This window comes from Stenotrophomonas mori (assembly GCF_023556335.1).
GTDB classification, from domain to species: Bacteria; Pseudomonadota; Gammaproteobacteria; order Xanthomonadales; family Xanthomonadaceae; genus Stenotrophomonas; species Stenotrophomonas mori.
The window spans coordinates 1,481,264-1,495,371 of record NZ_JAIKTS010000001.1 but is presented as its reverse complement, the minus strand read 5'-3'; the positions used below and the strand labels follow the sequence as shown (position 1 = coordinate 1,495,371).

General features: G+C 71.4%; 12 protein-coding genes and 1 pseudogene. 6 read left to right on the top strand and 7 right to left on the bottom strand.

What is annotated here, in order from left to right; all coding sequences use genetic code 11:
• Positions 1–6 precede the first annotated feature (6 nt).
• Complete coding sequence (locus K5L01_RS06725; RefSeq protein WP_250063077.1) at positions 7–2,247, bottom strand: TonB-dependent receptor; 2,241 nt, start codon at positions 2,245–2,247, stop codon at positions 7–9.
• Between the two features lie 128 nt (positions 2,248–2,375).
• Between K5L01_RS06725 and K5L01_RS06720 the strand changes: the two genes are divergently transcribed.
• Both K5L01_RS06720 and K5L01_RS06715 read left to right on the top strand, forming a co-directional pair.
• Entirely contained in the window at positions 2,376–2,783 is a 408-nt protein-coding gene (locus K5L01_RS06720; protein WP_250063076.1) for a MerC domain-containing protein, read from the top strand.
• 105 nt (positions 2,784–2,888) lie between these two features.
• The gene (locus K5L01_RS06715) at positions 2,889–3,071 is read left to right on the top strand and encodes a 30S ribosomal protein THX (RefSeq protein WP_250063074.1); all 183 of its coding nucleotides are present in this window, start codon (positions 2,889–2,891) and stop codon (positions 3,069–3,071) included.
• Between the two features lie 105 nt (positions 3,072–3,176).
• On the opposite strand, the gene K5L01_RS06710 is transcribed toward K5L01_RS06715, so the two are convergent.
• The 3 genes from K5L01_RS06710 to K5L01_RS06700 form a co-directional block, all read right to left on the bottom strand.
• Positions 3,177–4,421, bottom strand: coding sequence for an alkaline phosphatase family protein (locus K5L01_RS06710; protein ID WP_250063071.1), 1,245 nt, complete (start codon positions 4,419–4,421; stop codon positions 3,177–3,179).
• Between the two features lie 98 nt (positions 4,422–4,519).
• Positions 4,520–5,023, bottom strand: coding sequence for a methylated-DNA--[protein]-cysteine S-methyltransferase (locus K5L01_RS06705; RefSeq protein WP_250063069.1), 504 nt, complete (start codon positions 5,021–5,023; stop codon positions 4,520–4,522).
• On the bottom strand, positions 5,023–6,525 hold the full coding sequence (locus K5L01_RS06700) for a DNA-3-methyladenine glycosylase 2 (RefSeq protein WP_250063067.1): 1,503 nt from the start codon (positions 6,523–6,525) through the stop codon (positions 5,023–5,025). The genes K5L01_RS06705 and K5L01_RS06700 overlap by 1 nt, the downstream gene beginning before the upstream one ends.
• 166 nt (positions 6,526–6,691) lie before the next feature.
• Between K5L01_RS06700 and K5L01_RS06695 the strand changes: the two genes are divergently transcribed.
• Both K5L01_RS06695 and ubiM read left to right on the top strand, forming a co-directional pair.
• Positions 6,692–7,813 (top strand): COG3904 family protein, encoded by a 1,122-nt coding sequence (locus K5L01_RS06695; protein ID WP_250063065.1) that lies wholly within the window; start codon positions 6,692–6,694, stop codon positions 7,811–7,813.
• Between the two features lie 89 nt (positions 7,814–7,902).
• Positions 7,903–9,084, top strand: a complete 1,182-nt coding sequence (ubiM, locus tag K5L01_RS06690; protein ID WP_250063063.1) for a 5-demethoxyubiquinol-8 5-hydroxylase UbiM — start codon at positions 7,903–7,905, stop codon at positions 9,082–9,084.
• A gap of 239 nt (positions 9,085–9,323) precedes the next feature.
• Here the strand turns inward: ubiM and K5L01_RS06685 are convergent, their stop codons facing one another.
• The 3 genes and pseudogenes from K5L01_RS06685 to K5L01_RS06675 all read right to left on the bottom strand — a co-directional run.
• Positions 9,324–9,536 (bottom strand): RNA-binding S4 domain-containing protein, encoded by a 213-nt coding sequence (locus tag K5L01_RS06685; RefSeq protein ID WP_250063061.1) that lies wholly within the window; start codon positions 9,534–9,536, stop codon positions 9,324–9,326.
• Positions 9,537–9,579: 43 nt separating this feature from the next.
• Positions 9,580–9,915: a hypothetical protein gene (locus tag K5L01_RS06680; protein WP_250063529.1), complete on the bottom strand. Its 336-nt coding sequence runs from the start codon at positions 9,913–9,915 to the stop codon at positions 9,580–9,582.
• Positions 9,916–9,928: 13 nt separating this feature from the next.
• Positions 9,929–10,228: pseudogene (locus K5L01_RS06675) on the bottom strand (RNA polymerase sigma factor); the annotation flags it as partial.
• A gap of 149 nt (positions 10,229–10,377) precedes the next feature.
• Here K5L01_RS06675 and K5L01_RS06670 point away from each other — a divergent pair.
• Together K5L01_RS06670 and K5L01_RS06665 are read left to right on the top strand one after the other, a co-directional pair.
• Positions 10,378–12,306: a DEAD/DEAH box helicase gene (locus K5L01_RS06670; protein ID WP_250063059.1), complete on the top strand. Its 1,929-nt coding sequence runs from the start codon at positions 10,378–10,380 to the stop codon at positions 12,304–12,306.
• Between the two features lie 112 nt (positions 12,307–12,418).
• Positions 12,419–14,107: a sensor domain-containing diguanylate cyclase gene (locus K5L01_RS06665; protein WP_250063058.1), complete on the top strand. Its 1,689-nt coding sequence runs from the start codon at positions 12,419–12,421 to the stop codon at positions 14,105–14,107.
• The last annotated feature ends 1 nt before the right edge of the window (position 14,108 follow it).

Genomic DNA, 14,108 nt, shown 5'->3' with positions numbered 1-14,108 from the left:
TGGCGGTCAGAACCAGGCGCGGATGCCGAACGCGATGCCGCGGCCGGGCAGCGGCGAGTAGTCGCGCAGCAGCGAGGTGTGCGGGCGCACTTCGCGGTTGCTCAGGTTGCTGCCGTCCAGGAACACCTCGTAGCTGCTGTCGCCGCTCCGATCCCAGCGGTACGCCAGGTGCGCATCGACCAGGGTGTAGCCATCGCTGGGCGCTTCGTTCTGCGCGACATCCTTTTGGCTGCCATAGCGGATCGCGCCGACCGACGCGCGCCAGCCGCCGAGTGCCCAGCGCAGGTCCGCGCCGACACGCCCCGGGGTGATCCGCGGCAGGTAGCCGCCATTGGCCATGTCCACGGTGTAGTAGTGGCTGTGGTCGCCGTGCGGCACCGCGATGTCCTTGCGACGGCTGCCGCTGCCATCCAGCTCGGCCTTGACGTAGTCGCCGAACAGGCGCAGGTCCCAGTCGCCGCTGTCGCCCTGGGCCAGGTGCAGCATGGCTTCGGCCTCGGCCCCCTTGAAGGTCGCGTTGTGCTGGGTCCAGACCCGCACCGGCAGGCCGTGTTCGACCACCCCGGAATCGGCAAGGTAGATGAAGTCCTTGAACTTGGTCTGGTAGACCGAGGCCGAGACGTCGACGCGGTCGCTGTGCGCGTGCAGCCCCAGCTCCATGCGCTGGCCGCGTTCGGTCTTCATGTTCGCGTCGCCGATTTCCAGCGAACGGGTGGCGATGTGCGCACCGGCCGCGTACAGCTCCTCGTTGGTGGGCGCGCGCTCGGAGGTGTCCACGCCGAAGCGCAGGTCGAACGCGTCGCTGAGCGTCCAGATGCCGGCGGCGGAGAGGTTGGTGGCGCCGAAATCACGGTTGCGCTGGCCATCGACCGGGCTGAGCTTGATGCGGTCGTGGCGGCCACCGAGTTCCAGCTTGAGCGGGCCGAACTGCTTTTCCTGCAGCACGAACAGGCCCAGGGTATCGGTGCTGGTATCGGGCACGAAGGCTTCCTCGCCCCGGGCACCGAAATCGCTGCTGCCGAACTGCAGGCCGAATGCGCCGCTCCAGCCGGCGAGCGGGCGCTGCACCGCCTCGATGCGTCCTTCCACGCCCTTGTTGGTGAAGCGCGTGGCCGGCACGCCGGCTTCCAGCTCGGTGTGCTCGTAGTCGGTCCATGCCGCACGGGCGGAGAGGCTCTCCAGGAACGGCAGGGGGTCGTACAGGCCGCCCTTCAGTTCGAAGCGGTTCTGCACCATGTCGATGCGCACCGAGTGGTCGTCGTGGTCGCCATGGTCGTGGTCATGCCCATGGTCATGGTCATGGTCATGTCCGTGATCATGATCGTGGTCGCCCTCGGGATGGACATGGGCACCGTTGGGAATGCCGTAGTTGCTGCGGTAGGTGCCCAGGGAGGCGCCCAGGAAGCCCGAGTCGCCCAGCCAGGTCACGCCCACGCCGCCGGCACGGGTGCGCGTCGAGCTGTTTTCCAGGCGTCCGCGCCGGCCCAGTTCACCGCTGTGGTCGTCGGGATCGTCATGGCCGTGGTCATGGTCGTGCTCCAGGGCCGCCGGATCGATCGCATAGCCGGGGATGTGGTAGTCGTCGCCGTTGCGCACCAGGCCGTCGACGTGCAGCACCAGGTTGCCGCCGCTGACACCGTCGAGCCGGAACATGCCGCTGCGTTCGTTGTTGACGCTGTTGCCCCGCAGTTCGGCGCGGCCGCTGAGCGGCCGGTCGGGGACGTCGCTGGCGATGCGGCCATCGACCACGTTGACCGCGCCGCCGATGGCGCCGCTGCCGAACAGCAGGGTGGCCGGGCCCTTGAGGACCTCGATCTGGTCGGCCAGGAACGGTTCGATGCTGGTGGCGTGGTCGGCACTGACGGTGGACGCGTCCATGTTGCCGATGCCGTTGGCGACCACCGCCACCCGCGGACCTTCCTGGCCGCGGATGACGGGGCGGCCTACACCGGGGCCGAAGTAGGTGGTCTGCACGCCGGGCATCCGCGAGATGGTCTCGCCGAGGGTGGCGCCCTTCTGGGCGTCCAGCTCCTCGCCGGCCAGCACCGCGACCGGGTGGGCCAGCGATTCGGCATCGCGCTGCAACGGCGAGGCGGTGACCTTGACCGTGGACAGCTCGGTCATGTGGTGGCTCTGTCGACCGGGCTCGTCCGCCGCCTGCGCGGTGGAAAGCACGGTGACGAGGGCGGCCGCCAATGCGTGGCGGACGAGACGCGGAGTGCTGCGATGGGGCTTGGATGGGGTCATAGTAGGTGGTGTTACTTTGTATCAGTGAAGGGGCGAGGGACGATGCGGCGCGGGGACCGGACAGCAGGTGATTGCCGGAATGATTATGTTATATTATTCCATAACACCCGATGCCCCTGCTGGAAGTCATGCCTCCCACGCCCTCCCGACAGTTCCTTGACCGCTTCGGCGCTTTCGGCTCGCTGCTCTGTGCCGTGCACTGCGCGGCGTTGCCGGCCTTGCTGGTACTCCTGCCCTCGCTGGGGCTGTCCTTCTGGCTGAGCCATGACGTCGAGCAGGTGGTGGTGGTGTTCGTGACCGTGCTGGGCTTGTTCAGCCTGTTGTGGGGGTACCGCCGGCACCGCGCGCTGCATGCGCTGGCGCTGCTGCTTCCGGGGCTGGTGCTGCTGTGGACCGGGCTGCACGGGGGGCTGGAGCACGAACAGATGCCGCACGCCGTGGTGATGACCCTGGGCGGCCTCCTGGTGGGGGTGGCGCATCTGGCGAACCTGCGGCTCAACCGCCTGCACGTTCACGATGCCAGCTGCGCGCATTGAAGAGCGCATGCTAGGCTCTGGCGACATGCCGGCGGACCGCCGAGGCGGCCCGCGGCACCCGTGTCCGCACGGGGCAATCTGAATTCACAGCAAGGAGTTGACGACATGGGTAAAGGTGACCGCAAGACCGCCAAGGGCAAGCGCTACAACGCCAGCTATGGCAATGCGCGCCCGCATTCGGTGAGCAGGGCGGCCGTGGGCGCCGCGGCGCCGGTCGCCAGGAAGACCGTTGCCAAGGCGCCGGCCAAGAAGGCCGTCGCCAAGAAGACGGTGGCCAAGGCGGGGTGATCCTGCCGGGCTCCCACGAAAAAGCGGCGCTTGCGCCGCTTTTTTGTTGCCCGCGTTCCGGGCAGGCGCGCGTGGGCGCGCCGTCCGGGACATGGGTGGACGGGGTCAGTCGCGGCTGCGCAGCGCCTGCAGCAGTGTCTGCGGGTTGCCGTCGTTGGGCGCGGCGGTGATGCCGGTCAGCCGTGCCAGCAACGGGTAGAGGTCGACGTTGTCGAAGGTGGGCAGTACCTGGCCGCGGTTGAACGAAGGGCCGCGGGCGACGAAGGCCGCCTGCATCGAGGGCAGCGCCGGGTCGTAACCGTGCGAGCCGCGGTCGGCCGCCGGGCGCTGGGCGATCACCGCGCGGGGCAGTGCGTCCCAGCCCTCGTGCATCTGGCAGACGATGGCGGGAACGCGCGGGTGGCGGCCGTACTGCCAGCGTGCGGGCAGCTCGCCCTTGCGCCAGCAGTCGTAGTGCGCATGCGCACCCAGCAGGGCGTGCTCCGCTTCCGCCTCGCGGCCGGGGAGCGGGGCGAAACCGACCGACTGGCCGGCCGAGACCAGCCGCGCAAGGTCCGTCGCGACCATGTCCTCGGTGGCGACCACCTGCCCGGCCGGGACGCTGGCCATGCCGTGGTCGGAGACGATGATGATGTTGGTGTGTTCGAGCAGGCCCGAGCGGGCCATGCCGTCCAGCAACTGGCCGATCGCGGTATCGACCTCGCGCAGGGCCGCGGCGTACTCGGGCGATGCCGGGCCGTAGTAGTGCCCGGCCTTGTCCACGTGCTCCATGTAGGCGGCGACCAGGCGTGGCTTGCGGCCGTCGGGAGCGCCCTGCAGCCAGGACAGCACCAGCTGCAGGCGTTCGCTGAGCGACACCGTCTCGTCGTAGGGATGCCACTGGCTGGCCTGTCGGCCCTGGATCACGGCTTCGCTGCCCGGCCACGACCAGGTCGCGCTCCGGTAGCCGGCCTTTTCCACGCCGACCCAGATCGGCTCCCCGCTCCACCAGCCCGGGTCGCGCACCGCATCGCGGTCGCTGAGCCGGAAGTCGCCCAGGTCGGCATCGCTCATGCTGTTGTGGACGATGCCGTGGTGGTCCGGGCGCAGGCCGGTGACCAGGGTGTAGTGGTTGGGAAAGGTCAGCGAGGGATAGGACGGGGTCATGCCGACCGCCCGCACGCCTTCGCGCGCAAGGCGGGCGAGGTGGGGGCTGTGGCCGCGGTCGACCATGTCCGCGCGCAGCCCGTCGATGGACAGCAGCAGGACGGTCGGGGGCTCGGCGGTGGGCGGTGGCGCGGTGCCGGTCGAAGCGCAGGCGGCGAGCAGGGCGGCGCCGGCCAGCGCGAGGAGGGTACGGAACGGAATCATCGGGCAATGATAGTCCTGCCCCGATGACAGCTGGCGGACAGCGTGGCGGGGGCGGGACGGATCCGGCCACCGGCCCGGTGGCAACGGGCCGCTGTGGTTCAGCCGAACAGCGTCGGTGCGGCGGGCAGCGCGCCCTCCAGCCGCAGCAGCGCGGCCTTGGTCGGCAGGCCGCCGCCGAAGCCGGTCAGCGAGCCGTCGTTGCCGATCACCCGGTGGCAGGGCAGCACGATCGGCAGCGGATTGCGGCCATTGGCGGCGCCCACCGCACGGGTGGCACTGGGCCGGCCGATGCGCTGCGCCAGCTGCCGGTAACTCCAGGTGCCGCCGAACGGGATGTCCGCCAGCGCATGCCAGACCTGCAGCTGGAAGGCGGTGCCGACCGGCGCCAGCGCCAGGTCGAAGCCGCGGCGCTGGCCATGCAGGTACTCCAGCAGCTGCCGGCGCGGTTCGGCGACCGCGTCCGGGTCGTGCCGCCAGCGCTCGCGCCCCTTGGCATCGTGGCGGTTCTCGGCGAACAGGATGTGCCGCAGGCCGGCAGCGTCGGCGGCGACGGTGAGCAGGCCGATGGGGGTATCGAAACGGTCGTAGAAGAGAGGAGTCATCAGGTGCTCTCCGTGGGAGGGGGGCACGCCGCGGTGCGGGATGCGGCGAGGGCGGCGCTTGAATGCCAGAGGTGCAGGACGGCATAGGCCCGCCAAGGGCGCCAGGGCTGCGAGCGGGTCTCGGTGGCGCGTTCGCTCAGCCGCCGCCCGTCGGCGCCGGCCAGGGCCTGCTGCAGGATCAGGTCGCCGGCGGGGAAGGCGTCGGGCTGGCCGAGTGCGCGCAGTGCCATGTAGTGCGCGGTCCACGGGCCGATGCCGGGCAGTGCGGTGGCCTGCGCGACGAACTGGGCGAGCGTCTGCGCACGGCTGAACTGCAACCGCCCTTCGGCGCAGGCCCGTGCCACCGCCCTCAGGGTCGCGGCACGGGTGCGCGGCAGGCCGATCTGCTCCAGGGGAGCGTCGGCCAGCGCCGCCGGTGCGGGGAATTGCCGGTCCAGGCCTTCGGGCATGCCGGGCAGGACTGTTCCGAAGCGCTCGACCAGCCGCCGTGCCAGGGTGGTGGCCGCGGCCACGCTGACCTGCTGGCCGAGCACCGCGCGCGCGGCGACCTCGAAGCCGTCCCAGCCGCCGGGGACGCGCAGTCCCGGGCGCTGCGCGATGCTCCGGGCCAGCAGCGGCTCGTGCACCAGGCTGGCGTGGACGGCCGCAAGGTCGGCATCCAGGTCGAACACGCGCCGTACCTTCGCCACGATCGCCGGGATCGTGCATGCATCGGTGGTGCCCAGTTGCAGGCGCAGCTCGGGCCGTTTCGGATCGGCGGTGACGCGGATCAGGCTGGCGCGGCCGTCGGCGACGGTCACCCGCTGGTAGCTGTCCGCGTCGATGTGCTCGATGCCGGGAATCATGCGCTTGCGCAGGAAGCCGAGCATGGCCGGGAAGTCCAGGGGTGGGCGGTAGGCCAGCCGCAGCACCGGTTCGCCGCCGGCCACGGCGCCGTGGCGCCTGCGCAGCGCGCTCGGCGGCATCCCGCAGCCGGCCAGGAAGGCGGCGTTGAAGCGGCGCAGGCTGTTGAAGCCCGCGGCCAGCGCCACCTCGGTGACCGGCAGCCGGGTTTCGGTCAGCAGCTGCTTGGCCAGCAGCAGGCGGCGGGTGGCATGCAACTGCGCCGGGGTCGCTCCCAGCCGCGCCACGAACAGCCGCTGCAGCTGGCGCGCGCTGAGGCCCATCGCCTCGGCCAGGGCGCTCGCCGGCCGCTCCTGGAGGATGCCCTCGTCCAGCAGCGCCAGGGCACGGTGCAGGGTCTGGTCCTGGAGCAGGTTCGCGTCGTCCGGCGACAGCTCGGGCCGGCAGCGCAGGCAGGGCCGGTAGCCGGCGGCGGCGGCGGCGGCGGCCGTGGGGTAGTAGCGGACGTTGTCGCGGCGTGGAACCGGGGCCGGGCACACCGGCCGGCAGTAGATGCCGGTGCTGCGCACCGCGGTGAAGAACAGCCCGTCGAAGCGCGCATCGCGGGCCAGGCGCGCCTGTTCGCAGTGGTCGTGGCTGGGCATGGCGAGCGGTTGCATGGCCCCAGTCTAGGGCCGGCCGCAGGTCCGCACTGGCCATTTCCGGACAGCAATGCCGGTGGCCGGCGGCCAGTTCAGGGGCGGTTGCGGTGCAGGGGGCATTGCGCACTAGACTGTCGATTCCCTGGCGCCGCCCGGCGCCGCCCCACGGATCCGGTCGTTGTCCATGTTGCGCAGATTCTGGTGGTCGCCTCTGCTGTGTATCGGGTTGTCGGCCTGCCATCCCACGGATCCGGGCAGGACGCCCGCGGCGGCCGACCCGGCTGCCGCGCTGGCCGCCGACGGCGATCACATGGTGTCGATCAATGCGGCCGATGCGCCGCCGGCGCCGGCCGCCGTGAAGCCGGCGCGCGACGCGCCGTGGCCCGAGGTGGTGCTTGAGAACGGCAAGGTCTGGGTCAGCTGCGACGCCGACTACACCGGCGATGCCGGCGACGGTCCGCTGTTGGAGGCACTGGACCGGGAAACCCTCGATGCCGCCCTGGAGCCCTGCCGCGAGCGCGGCTTGGTGCGGGTGCGCTACGCGGGCAAGATCAACCCGTCCTTCGCCACCCTGGTGACGCGCCTGGCGGTGGTGGCCGACGCGATGAAGATCGGCAAGCGCATCCTCGACCTGGATTCCAGCGGCGGCCAGGTCGAGGCGGCGATCGTCGCCGGCGACAGCATCGGCGACGCCGGCTGGACCATCTGGGTGCGCGAAGGCTCGATCTGCCACAGCGCCTGCGTGTTCGTCCTGGCGGCCGGCGACAACCGCCTGATCTCCGGCAAGGTCGGCATCCACCGGATGATGCGCATCAGCTCCACGGCCACCTCGCGTGCCGAGCTGAACCGCGAGCTGCAGGAGGTCTACGGCAACGTCAAGGACTATCTGCAGCGCAACGGCGTGGCAGTGGGCGTGGCCGACCTGATGATGACCGTGCCCAACCGCAGCCTGCGGCTGCTGGGCAGCGAGGAGCTGAAGCAGTACGGCCTGGACGGCACCAACGCGGTCCAGGACGACCTGGAACGCATCAAGCAGATGCGCAAGTGCGGCGACGACTTCGTGCGCCGCAAGGATGCGTTCCTGATCGCCTTCGACCGGCAGTGCAAGCTCGAGGGCAGCGACCTGGAAACGGTCACCACCTGTGGCCAGGCGCTCAAGGAACACTTCGGATTTCCCGACGAGACCTGCCCGGACGAGAGTCCGCTGTCGGAGATCGATACCGCGCTGCTGGCCATGCCGGCCGAGCCGCTGCCGGCCCTGGCGCCGGCGGAGGTCGCCGGCGAGCAGCAGCGCAATGGATCGTGAGCGGCCGCATGCGCCGCCCATGATCCGGATCAAGGGCCGCGCCGTTCCCGGCGCGTAGGCTGTGGCGACACTGTAAGCGGAGGCGGACGATGCGCGTGTTCGATGTACTGGTGGTCGGGGCCGGCCCGGTCGGGCTGTGCCTGGCCCGTGGTCTGGCCGATACCGGGCTGGCGGTGGCGCTGGTCGAACTGCAGCCGGCGGCGGCGCTGGCCGGGCCGGCGTTCGACGGCCGCGAGATCGCCCTGACCCACGCCTCGCGGCAGATCCTGCAGGCGCAGGGGCTCTGGGCGCGCATCGATCCGGCGCAGGTCTCGCCGCTGCGCAGCGCCAGGGTGATGAATGGCGCGTCGCCGTTCGCACTGGGCTTCAGCGCCGGTGCCGAGAACGTCGAGGAGCTGGGCTGGCTGGTTCCCAACCATCTGATCCGGCGCGCCGCCTGGGAGGCGGTGCAGGGGCAGTCCGGCCTGGCGCTGTTCGACGGCGCCCGGGTGACGGCGATCGAAGGGGGCGGTGCGTCCAACACCGTGGTGCTGGACGACGGCCGCCGCCTGTCGGCACGGCTGGTGGTGGCCGCCGACAGCCGGTTCTCGGCGACCCGGCGGATGATGGGCATCGGCGCGCAGATGCGCGACTTCGGCAAGTCGATGCTGGTATGCCGGATGCGGCACGAACGGCCGCACCACCATGCGGCCTGGGAGTGGTTCGGCTACGGCCGCACCCAGGCGATGCTGCCGTTGCCGGGCGACCACTGCTCGGCGGTGATCACCCTGCCGCCGCAGGGCATCCAGGCATTGATGGCGATGGACGATGCGGACTTCGGCGAGGCGGTCACCGGTTTCTTCGAGCAGCGCCTGGGACGGATGCAGCCGGTAGGCAGCCGGCATGTCTATCCGCTGGTCGGGGTCTATGCGCACCGCTTCGCCGGGCCGCGCTATGCGCTGGCCGGCGATGCCGCGGTGGGCATGCACCCGGTGACCGCGCACGGGTTCAACTTCGGCCTGCAGAGCCAGCAGCGGTTGGTGAAGGAAATCGCCACCGCCGCCGCGCGCGGCGGCGACATCGGCGCCGCCGGTGTGCTGGCCCGCTACGAGCGCGGGCATCGGCTGGCGACACGGCCGCTCTACGAAGCGACCAACGCGGTGGCCACGCTGTACAACGACAACCGCTTGCCGGCACGGGTGCTGCGCAACGCCGCCCTGCGGGTGGCGCACGGCGTGACGCCCTTCAGGAAGATGATCGCCGCGCACCTGACGCAACGGCCGGCAACCTGAGGTACCAGGGATGCTGCTCCCGCAGGGGCCTGCGCGCCGAGGTCGCTGACGTCCACGGGCCCCTGGATGGGCCGCCGCCGCATGGGGCTTTCAGGAAGGGCGCTGCGATGCAACCGGCGCACCGGCCGGCAGCCTGAGGGGAAAGGCGGGGCTGGTGCCGCAGGGACGCTGTGTCGGTGCCTGCGGCCGCGCAGTCCCGGTGCCGGTGGAGGTTGCTCCGGCCTGCGCCGTTCCCGGCGTCAACGTACCCGGATGCGCACGTCGCCCAGCTGCACCTGCTGGCCGGCGCGGATCTTGCAGGCCTTGCGCAGTTCGATCTCGCCATCGACGCTCACCAGGCCGTCGCCGATGATCGTCTTGGCCTCGCCGCCGCTGGACACCAGGTCGGTCAGCTTGAGCAGCTGCTTCAGTTCGACGTACTCGCGGTCCAGTTCGAAATCGAGGGTCTGCATGGGGGTGCCGGCAAGGAAAGGGGGCGATTATCGCTCGTCGCGGCTAGTCCTGCTCGAACCGGCGCAGCTCCTCGATCATCCTCTGGGCCTGGCGCAGGCTGTAGCCGCCGACCAGATCCTCGGCACGCCGCGCCAGCCCCGGCCGTGGCGAGGTCCGCGCCCGGCGATACAGCGCCGCGGTACCCAGCCAGCCGAGCAGCCCGGTTGCCAGGCTGGCCCCGAACCAGGGCGCCATGGCCGGCGAAGCGGGCACGCCGGCGATGCCGGCCAGCGCGACCGCCAGCACCGCCCACATCACCCACCACGGCCAGCCGGCGAGCATGCCGTTGAGCGCCTGGAACCGGCGCAGGCGGCCCAGCCGGTGCTCGACCTCCAGCACCGGGCAGGGTGTCGAGCGGGTCGCCGGGCGCGGCCTGGAGCGTCGGCGTCCAGGCCCGTCCACGCAGCTGCGAGATCGCCACGTTCAGCGCGATCCGGTACATCCAGGTGGAAAAGGGCCGTGCCGGGTCGTAGCCAGGCCACGCCCGCCACAGTTGGGCGGCGATCTCCTGGGCGAGGTCTTCGCGGTCCTCGCGCTGGCGCGCATAGCTGCCGGCCACCTTGAGCAGGATGCCGCGGTGGCGCTGCAGCAGCTCGGTGAAGCGGGCCGGGGGCTCGGAAGGCGACGGGGGCAGGGCCGTGGACGCTCGCAAGAGGGACGATGCCGGGTGATTCGCTGGCCGCCGCCGGATATCACAGCTGAACGGCGCCATGGGGAGATTTCGACAGCGGCCGGCACAAGGCGCACAATACGCCCCATTTTCCCGCCCGCGGCGTTCGCCGCGGTGCCCCCGGAGTCCCCATGTCCCAAGAATCCCCCGCGCCGCTGCTGTTCGCAGACCTCGGCCTGTCCGAGGCTGTGATGAGCGCCGTGGCCACCATCGGCTACGAGACCCCGTCGCCCATCCAGGCCGCCACCATCCCGGCGATGCTGGAAGGCCGCGACGTGCTCGGCCAGGCGCAGACCGGCACCGGCAAGACCGGCGCCTTCGCGCTGCCGGTGCTGTCCAACATCGACCTGTCCGCCGGCAAGCCGCAGGTGCTGGTGCTGGCACCGACCCGCGAGCTGGCGATCCAGGTCGCCGAAGCTTTCCAGAGCTATTCGGTGGCCATGCCGGGTTTCCGCGTGCTGCCGGTATACGGCGGCCAGCCCTACGGCCAGCAGCTGTCGGCGCTGCGCCGCGGCGTGCATGTGGTGGTCGGTACCCCCGGCCGCGTCATCGACCACCTGGACCGCGGCACCCTGGACCTGTCCGAGCTGAAGACGCTGGTGCTGGACGAGGCCGACGAGATGCTGCGCATGGGCTTCATCGACGATGTCGAGGCGGTGCTCAAGAAGCTGCCGGAGAGCCGCCAGGTGGCGCTGTTCTCGGCGACCATGCCGGTGCAGATCCGCCGCATCGCGCAGACCTACCTGCGCGATCCGGTGGAAGTGACCATCGCCGCCAAGACCACCACCAGCGCCAACATCCGCCAGCGCTACTGGTGGGTGAGCGGCATGCACAAGCTCGATGCGCTGACCCGGATCCTGGAGGTCGAGACGTTCGACGCGATGATCGTCTTCGCGCGCACCAAGGCCGCCACCGAGGAACTGGCCGAGAAGCTGCAGGCGCGCGGCCTGGCCGCGGCCGCCATCAACGGTGACATGCAGCAGGCGCAGCGCGAGCGCACCATCGGCCAGCTCAAGGAAGGCAAGCTCGACATCCTGGTCGCCACCGACGTGGCCGCACGCGGCCTGGACGTGGAGCGCATCAGCCACGTGCTGAACTACGACATCCCCTACGACACCGAAAGCTATGTGCACCGCATCGGCCGTACCGGCCGGGCCGGACGCAGCGGCGAGGCGATCCTGTTCGTCACCCCGCGCGAGAAGGGCATGCTGCGGCAGATCGAGCGTGCCACCCGGCAGCCGATCGAGGAGATGCAGCTGCCCACCGTGGATGCGGTCAACGACCACCGCGTGGCCAAGTTCATGGAGCGCATCAGCCAGACCCTGGCGGGCGGCGATACCGATTTCTACCGCGACCTGGTGCAGCGCTACGAGGGCGAGTACAACGTGCCGGCGGTGGACGTCGCCGCCGCGCTGGCCAAGCTGCTGCAGGGCGATGCCCCGTTCCTGCTGGCCCCGCCGGTGCGCGAACGCCGCGAGCCGCGGACCGAGCGTCCCGAGCGCGGCGCCCGTGACGGCGGGTTCCCGCGCCACCGCGAGGAACGCGGCGAGCGTCCATCGCGCTTCGAGCCGCGCTTCGAGCGCGGCCCCCGCCAGGACGACGAGCGCGGTCCGCGCCCGCCGCGTGGCGAAGGCGAGTACGGCGAGCGCCCGCGCCGCGAGGTGCCGCCGCGCGGTGCGCCGGAGTTCGGCATGGAGACCTACCGCATCGAGGTGGGGCACCAGCACGGGGTGAAGCCGGCCAACATCGTCGGTGCCATCGCCAACGAGGCCGGCCTGGAAAGCCGCTACATCGGCCGCATCGACATCCACGAGGACCATTCGGTGCTCGACCTCCCGGCACAGATGCCGCCGGAGACCCTGCAGCACCTGCAGAAGGTCTGGGTGTCCGGCCAGCAGCTGCGCATGCGCAGGATGGAGGAGGGCGAAGGCCAGGCCGCGGCCCCGTTCAAGCCGCGCTTCGGCAAGGGCCCGAAGCCGGCCGGCCGTCCCGGTGGTCCGCGTTCCGGTCCCGGCGGACGCCGGGGCGGCTTCCGGCCCCGCGGCCCGCGCGACGCCTGACCCGCGTCCCGGCCCGCCGGCGGGCGGTGGCGACGCGCCGGCCGCTCGCGGCAGCGGGGAGACCCGCATGCGATAATCGCGGCCGCACGGGGGGAGTGCGCAGGGGGAGGACATGGCGATCGCGATCGCAGGCCGCTGGTGGACAGGGCGGGGCTGGCCCGTGGCGTTGTTCCTGCTGCTGGTTGTCCCGCCGCCGGCCGCCGCGCAGCCGCCGCAGCTCGGCCACGACTATCTCCTGGTCGGTGCGCCCACCGATGCCCAGACTCCGGTCCGCGCCTGCCCGCCCGAGGCGCTGGCGCGCCTGGACGAAAGTCTTCTGATCGCCGCCCCGGCCGGGGGCTGGTCGGGTGCGCCGCAGGCGGTGGACGTGTTCAACGTCTTCGCCGGTGAGGTGATGATCGCCCATGGCGACCGCCGGATCTGCGGCAACATGCAGGATGCGCGCACCCGCGATTCGCGCTTCCGCGCCGGCATCGGCATGGTGATGGTGCCCAGGCCGGGCGACCTGGAGCCGATCCGGGTCGCCTGGGAAACGCCGCTCAAGGCGCGCTGGATTCCCACGCTGCGGCTGGGCGCGCCCAGTCCGGTGCAGCAGATGGACACGATGCGGCTGCTGGTGCGCACCGCCTGCATCGCCATCGCCATCGCCCTGGCGTTGTCGGCCCTGATGGGCTTTTTCACCACCCGCGACCGCGACTTCCTGGTCTACACGCTGGTCACCGCGCTGCTGGTGGTCTGGCAGTCGGTGCTCAGTGGCCTGAGCGGCTATCCCGAACCGTGGCTGCCGGTCGGCGGCTTCGCGCCCTGGTGGCTGGTGTCGGCGTCGGCGCTGAGCATCGCGGCCATGGGCTGGGTGCTGTGGCGATTGTGCGGCGGGCTGCAGAGCTGGCCGCGGTCACGGCCCTGGGTGCGCGGGTTCGCGCAGCTGCTGCTGGTGCTGGCGCTGGTGACGCCGCTGCTGCCGTGGGCCGCGCTGGTCTGGGTGGCCGCGCGGCTGGACCAGGCGTTCACCCTGGTCTGCGTGCTGGCGCTGGGCGCGGGCATCGCCGCGCTGCGCCGTGGCGACTACCGCGCGGTGGAGGGCATCGCCGCGGTGCTGCCGCTGCTGCTGATGGCCCTGGCGGACATCGCCGGCCGCCCCGAGCTGCTGCGGTTCCGGGTCGAGGCGATACAGCTGTCGGTGACCTGGTTCCTGATGATGTACGCCTACGGGCTCAACCGCCGGCTCGGCCACCTGCGCCGGCAGCGCGACGAGATGCGCCAGCTGGCCGACACCGACGCGCTGACCGGGCTGCCCAACCGGCGTGCGGGCCTGCGCCGGCTCGAACGCCACATGCACCGTGCGCGCAAGCGTGGGCTGCCGCTGTCGATCGGGTTCCTGGACATCGACCTGTTCAAGCAGATCAACGACCGTTTCGGCCACGAAGCCGGCGATGCGGTGCTGGTATCGGTCGCCAACATGCTGGTCGCCGCGGTGGGCGAGCGCGAGGATGTGATCCGCATGGGCGGCGAGGAGTTCCTGGTGCTGCTGCCCGGGGCGCGGGCCTACCTCGCGCTGACGCGGCTGGAGCACCTGCGCGCGAAGATCGCGCGGCAGGCCTCGGCGCTGTGCCCGGACGGCCTGGCGATCACCGTCAGCATCGGCCTGGCGGAGATGCGCGCGCAGGACGAGGACGTGGCCGCGCTGCTGCGCCGGGCCGACAACGCCATGTACCGGGCCAAGCGCGGCGGCCGCGACCGGGTGGTCGATGCGGACAGCGCGGCACCGGTGCTGTCCGGTGCCCTGCGCGATGGCGGATAAT

Coding starts and splice junctions, on each gene's coding strand:
- K5L01_RS06705 (WP_250063069.1), bottom strand. CDS start 5,023: ATGACTCCTCTCTTCTACGACCGTTTCGATACCCCCATCGGCCTGCTC.
- K5L01_RS06720 (WP_250063076.1), top strand. CDS start 2,376: ATGCCTCCCACGCCCTCCCGACAGTTCCTTGACCGCTTCGGCGCTTTC.
- K5L01_RS06695 (WP_250063065.1), top strand. CDS start 6,692: ATGTTGCGCAGATTCTGGTGGTCGCCTCTGCTGTGTATCGGGTTGTCG.
- K5L01_RS06710 (WP_250063071.1), bottom strand. CDS start 4,421: ATGATTCCGTTCCGTACCCTCCTCGCGCTGGCCGGCGCCGCCCTGCTC.
- K5L01_RS06665 (WP_250063058.1), top strand. CDS start 12,419: ATGGCGATCGCGATCGCAGGCCGCTGGTGGACAGGGCGGGGCTGGCCC.
- K5L01_RS06685 (WP_250063061.1), bottom strand. CDS start 9,536: ATGCAGACCCTCGATTTCGAACTGGACCGCGAGTACGTCGAACTGAAG.
- K5L01_RS06670 (WP_250063059.1), top strand. CDS start 10,378: ATGTCCCAAGAATCCCCCGCGCCGCTGCTGTTCGCAGACCTCGGCCTG.
- K5L01_RS06700 (WP_250063067.1), bottom strand. CDS start 6,525: ATGCAACCGCTCGCCATGCCCAGCCACGACCACTGCGAACAGGCGCGC.
- K5L01_RS06725 (WP_250063077.1), bottom strand. CDS start 2,247: ATGACCCCATCCAAGCCCCATCGCAGCACTCCGCGTCTCGTCCGCCAC.
- ubiM (WP_250063063.1), top strand. CDS start 7,903: ATGCGCGTGTTCGATGTACTGGTGGTCGGGGCCGGCCCGGTCGGGCTG.
- K5L01_RS06715 (WP_250063074.1), top strand. CDS start 2,889: ATGGGTAAAGGTGACCGCAAGACCGCCAAGGGCAAGCGCTACAACGCC.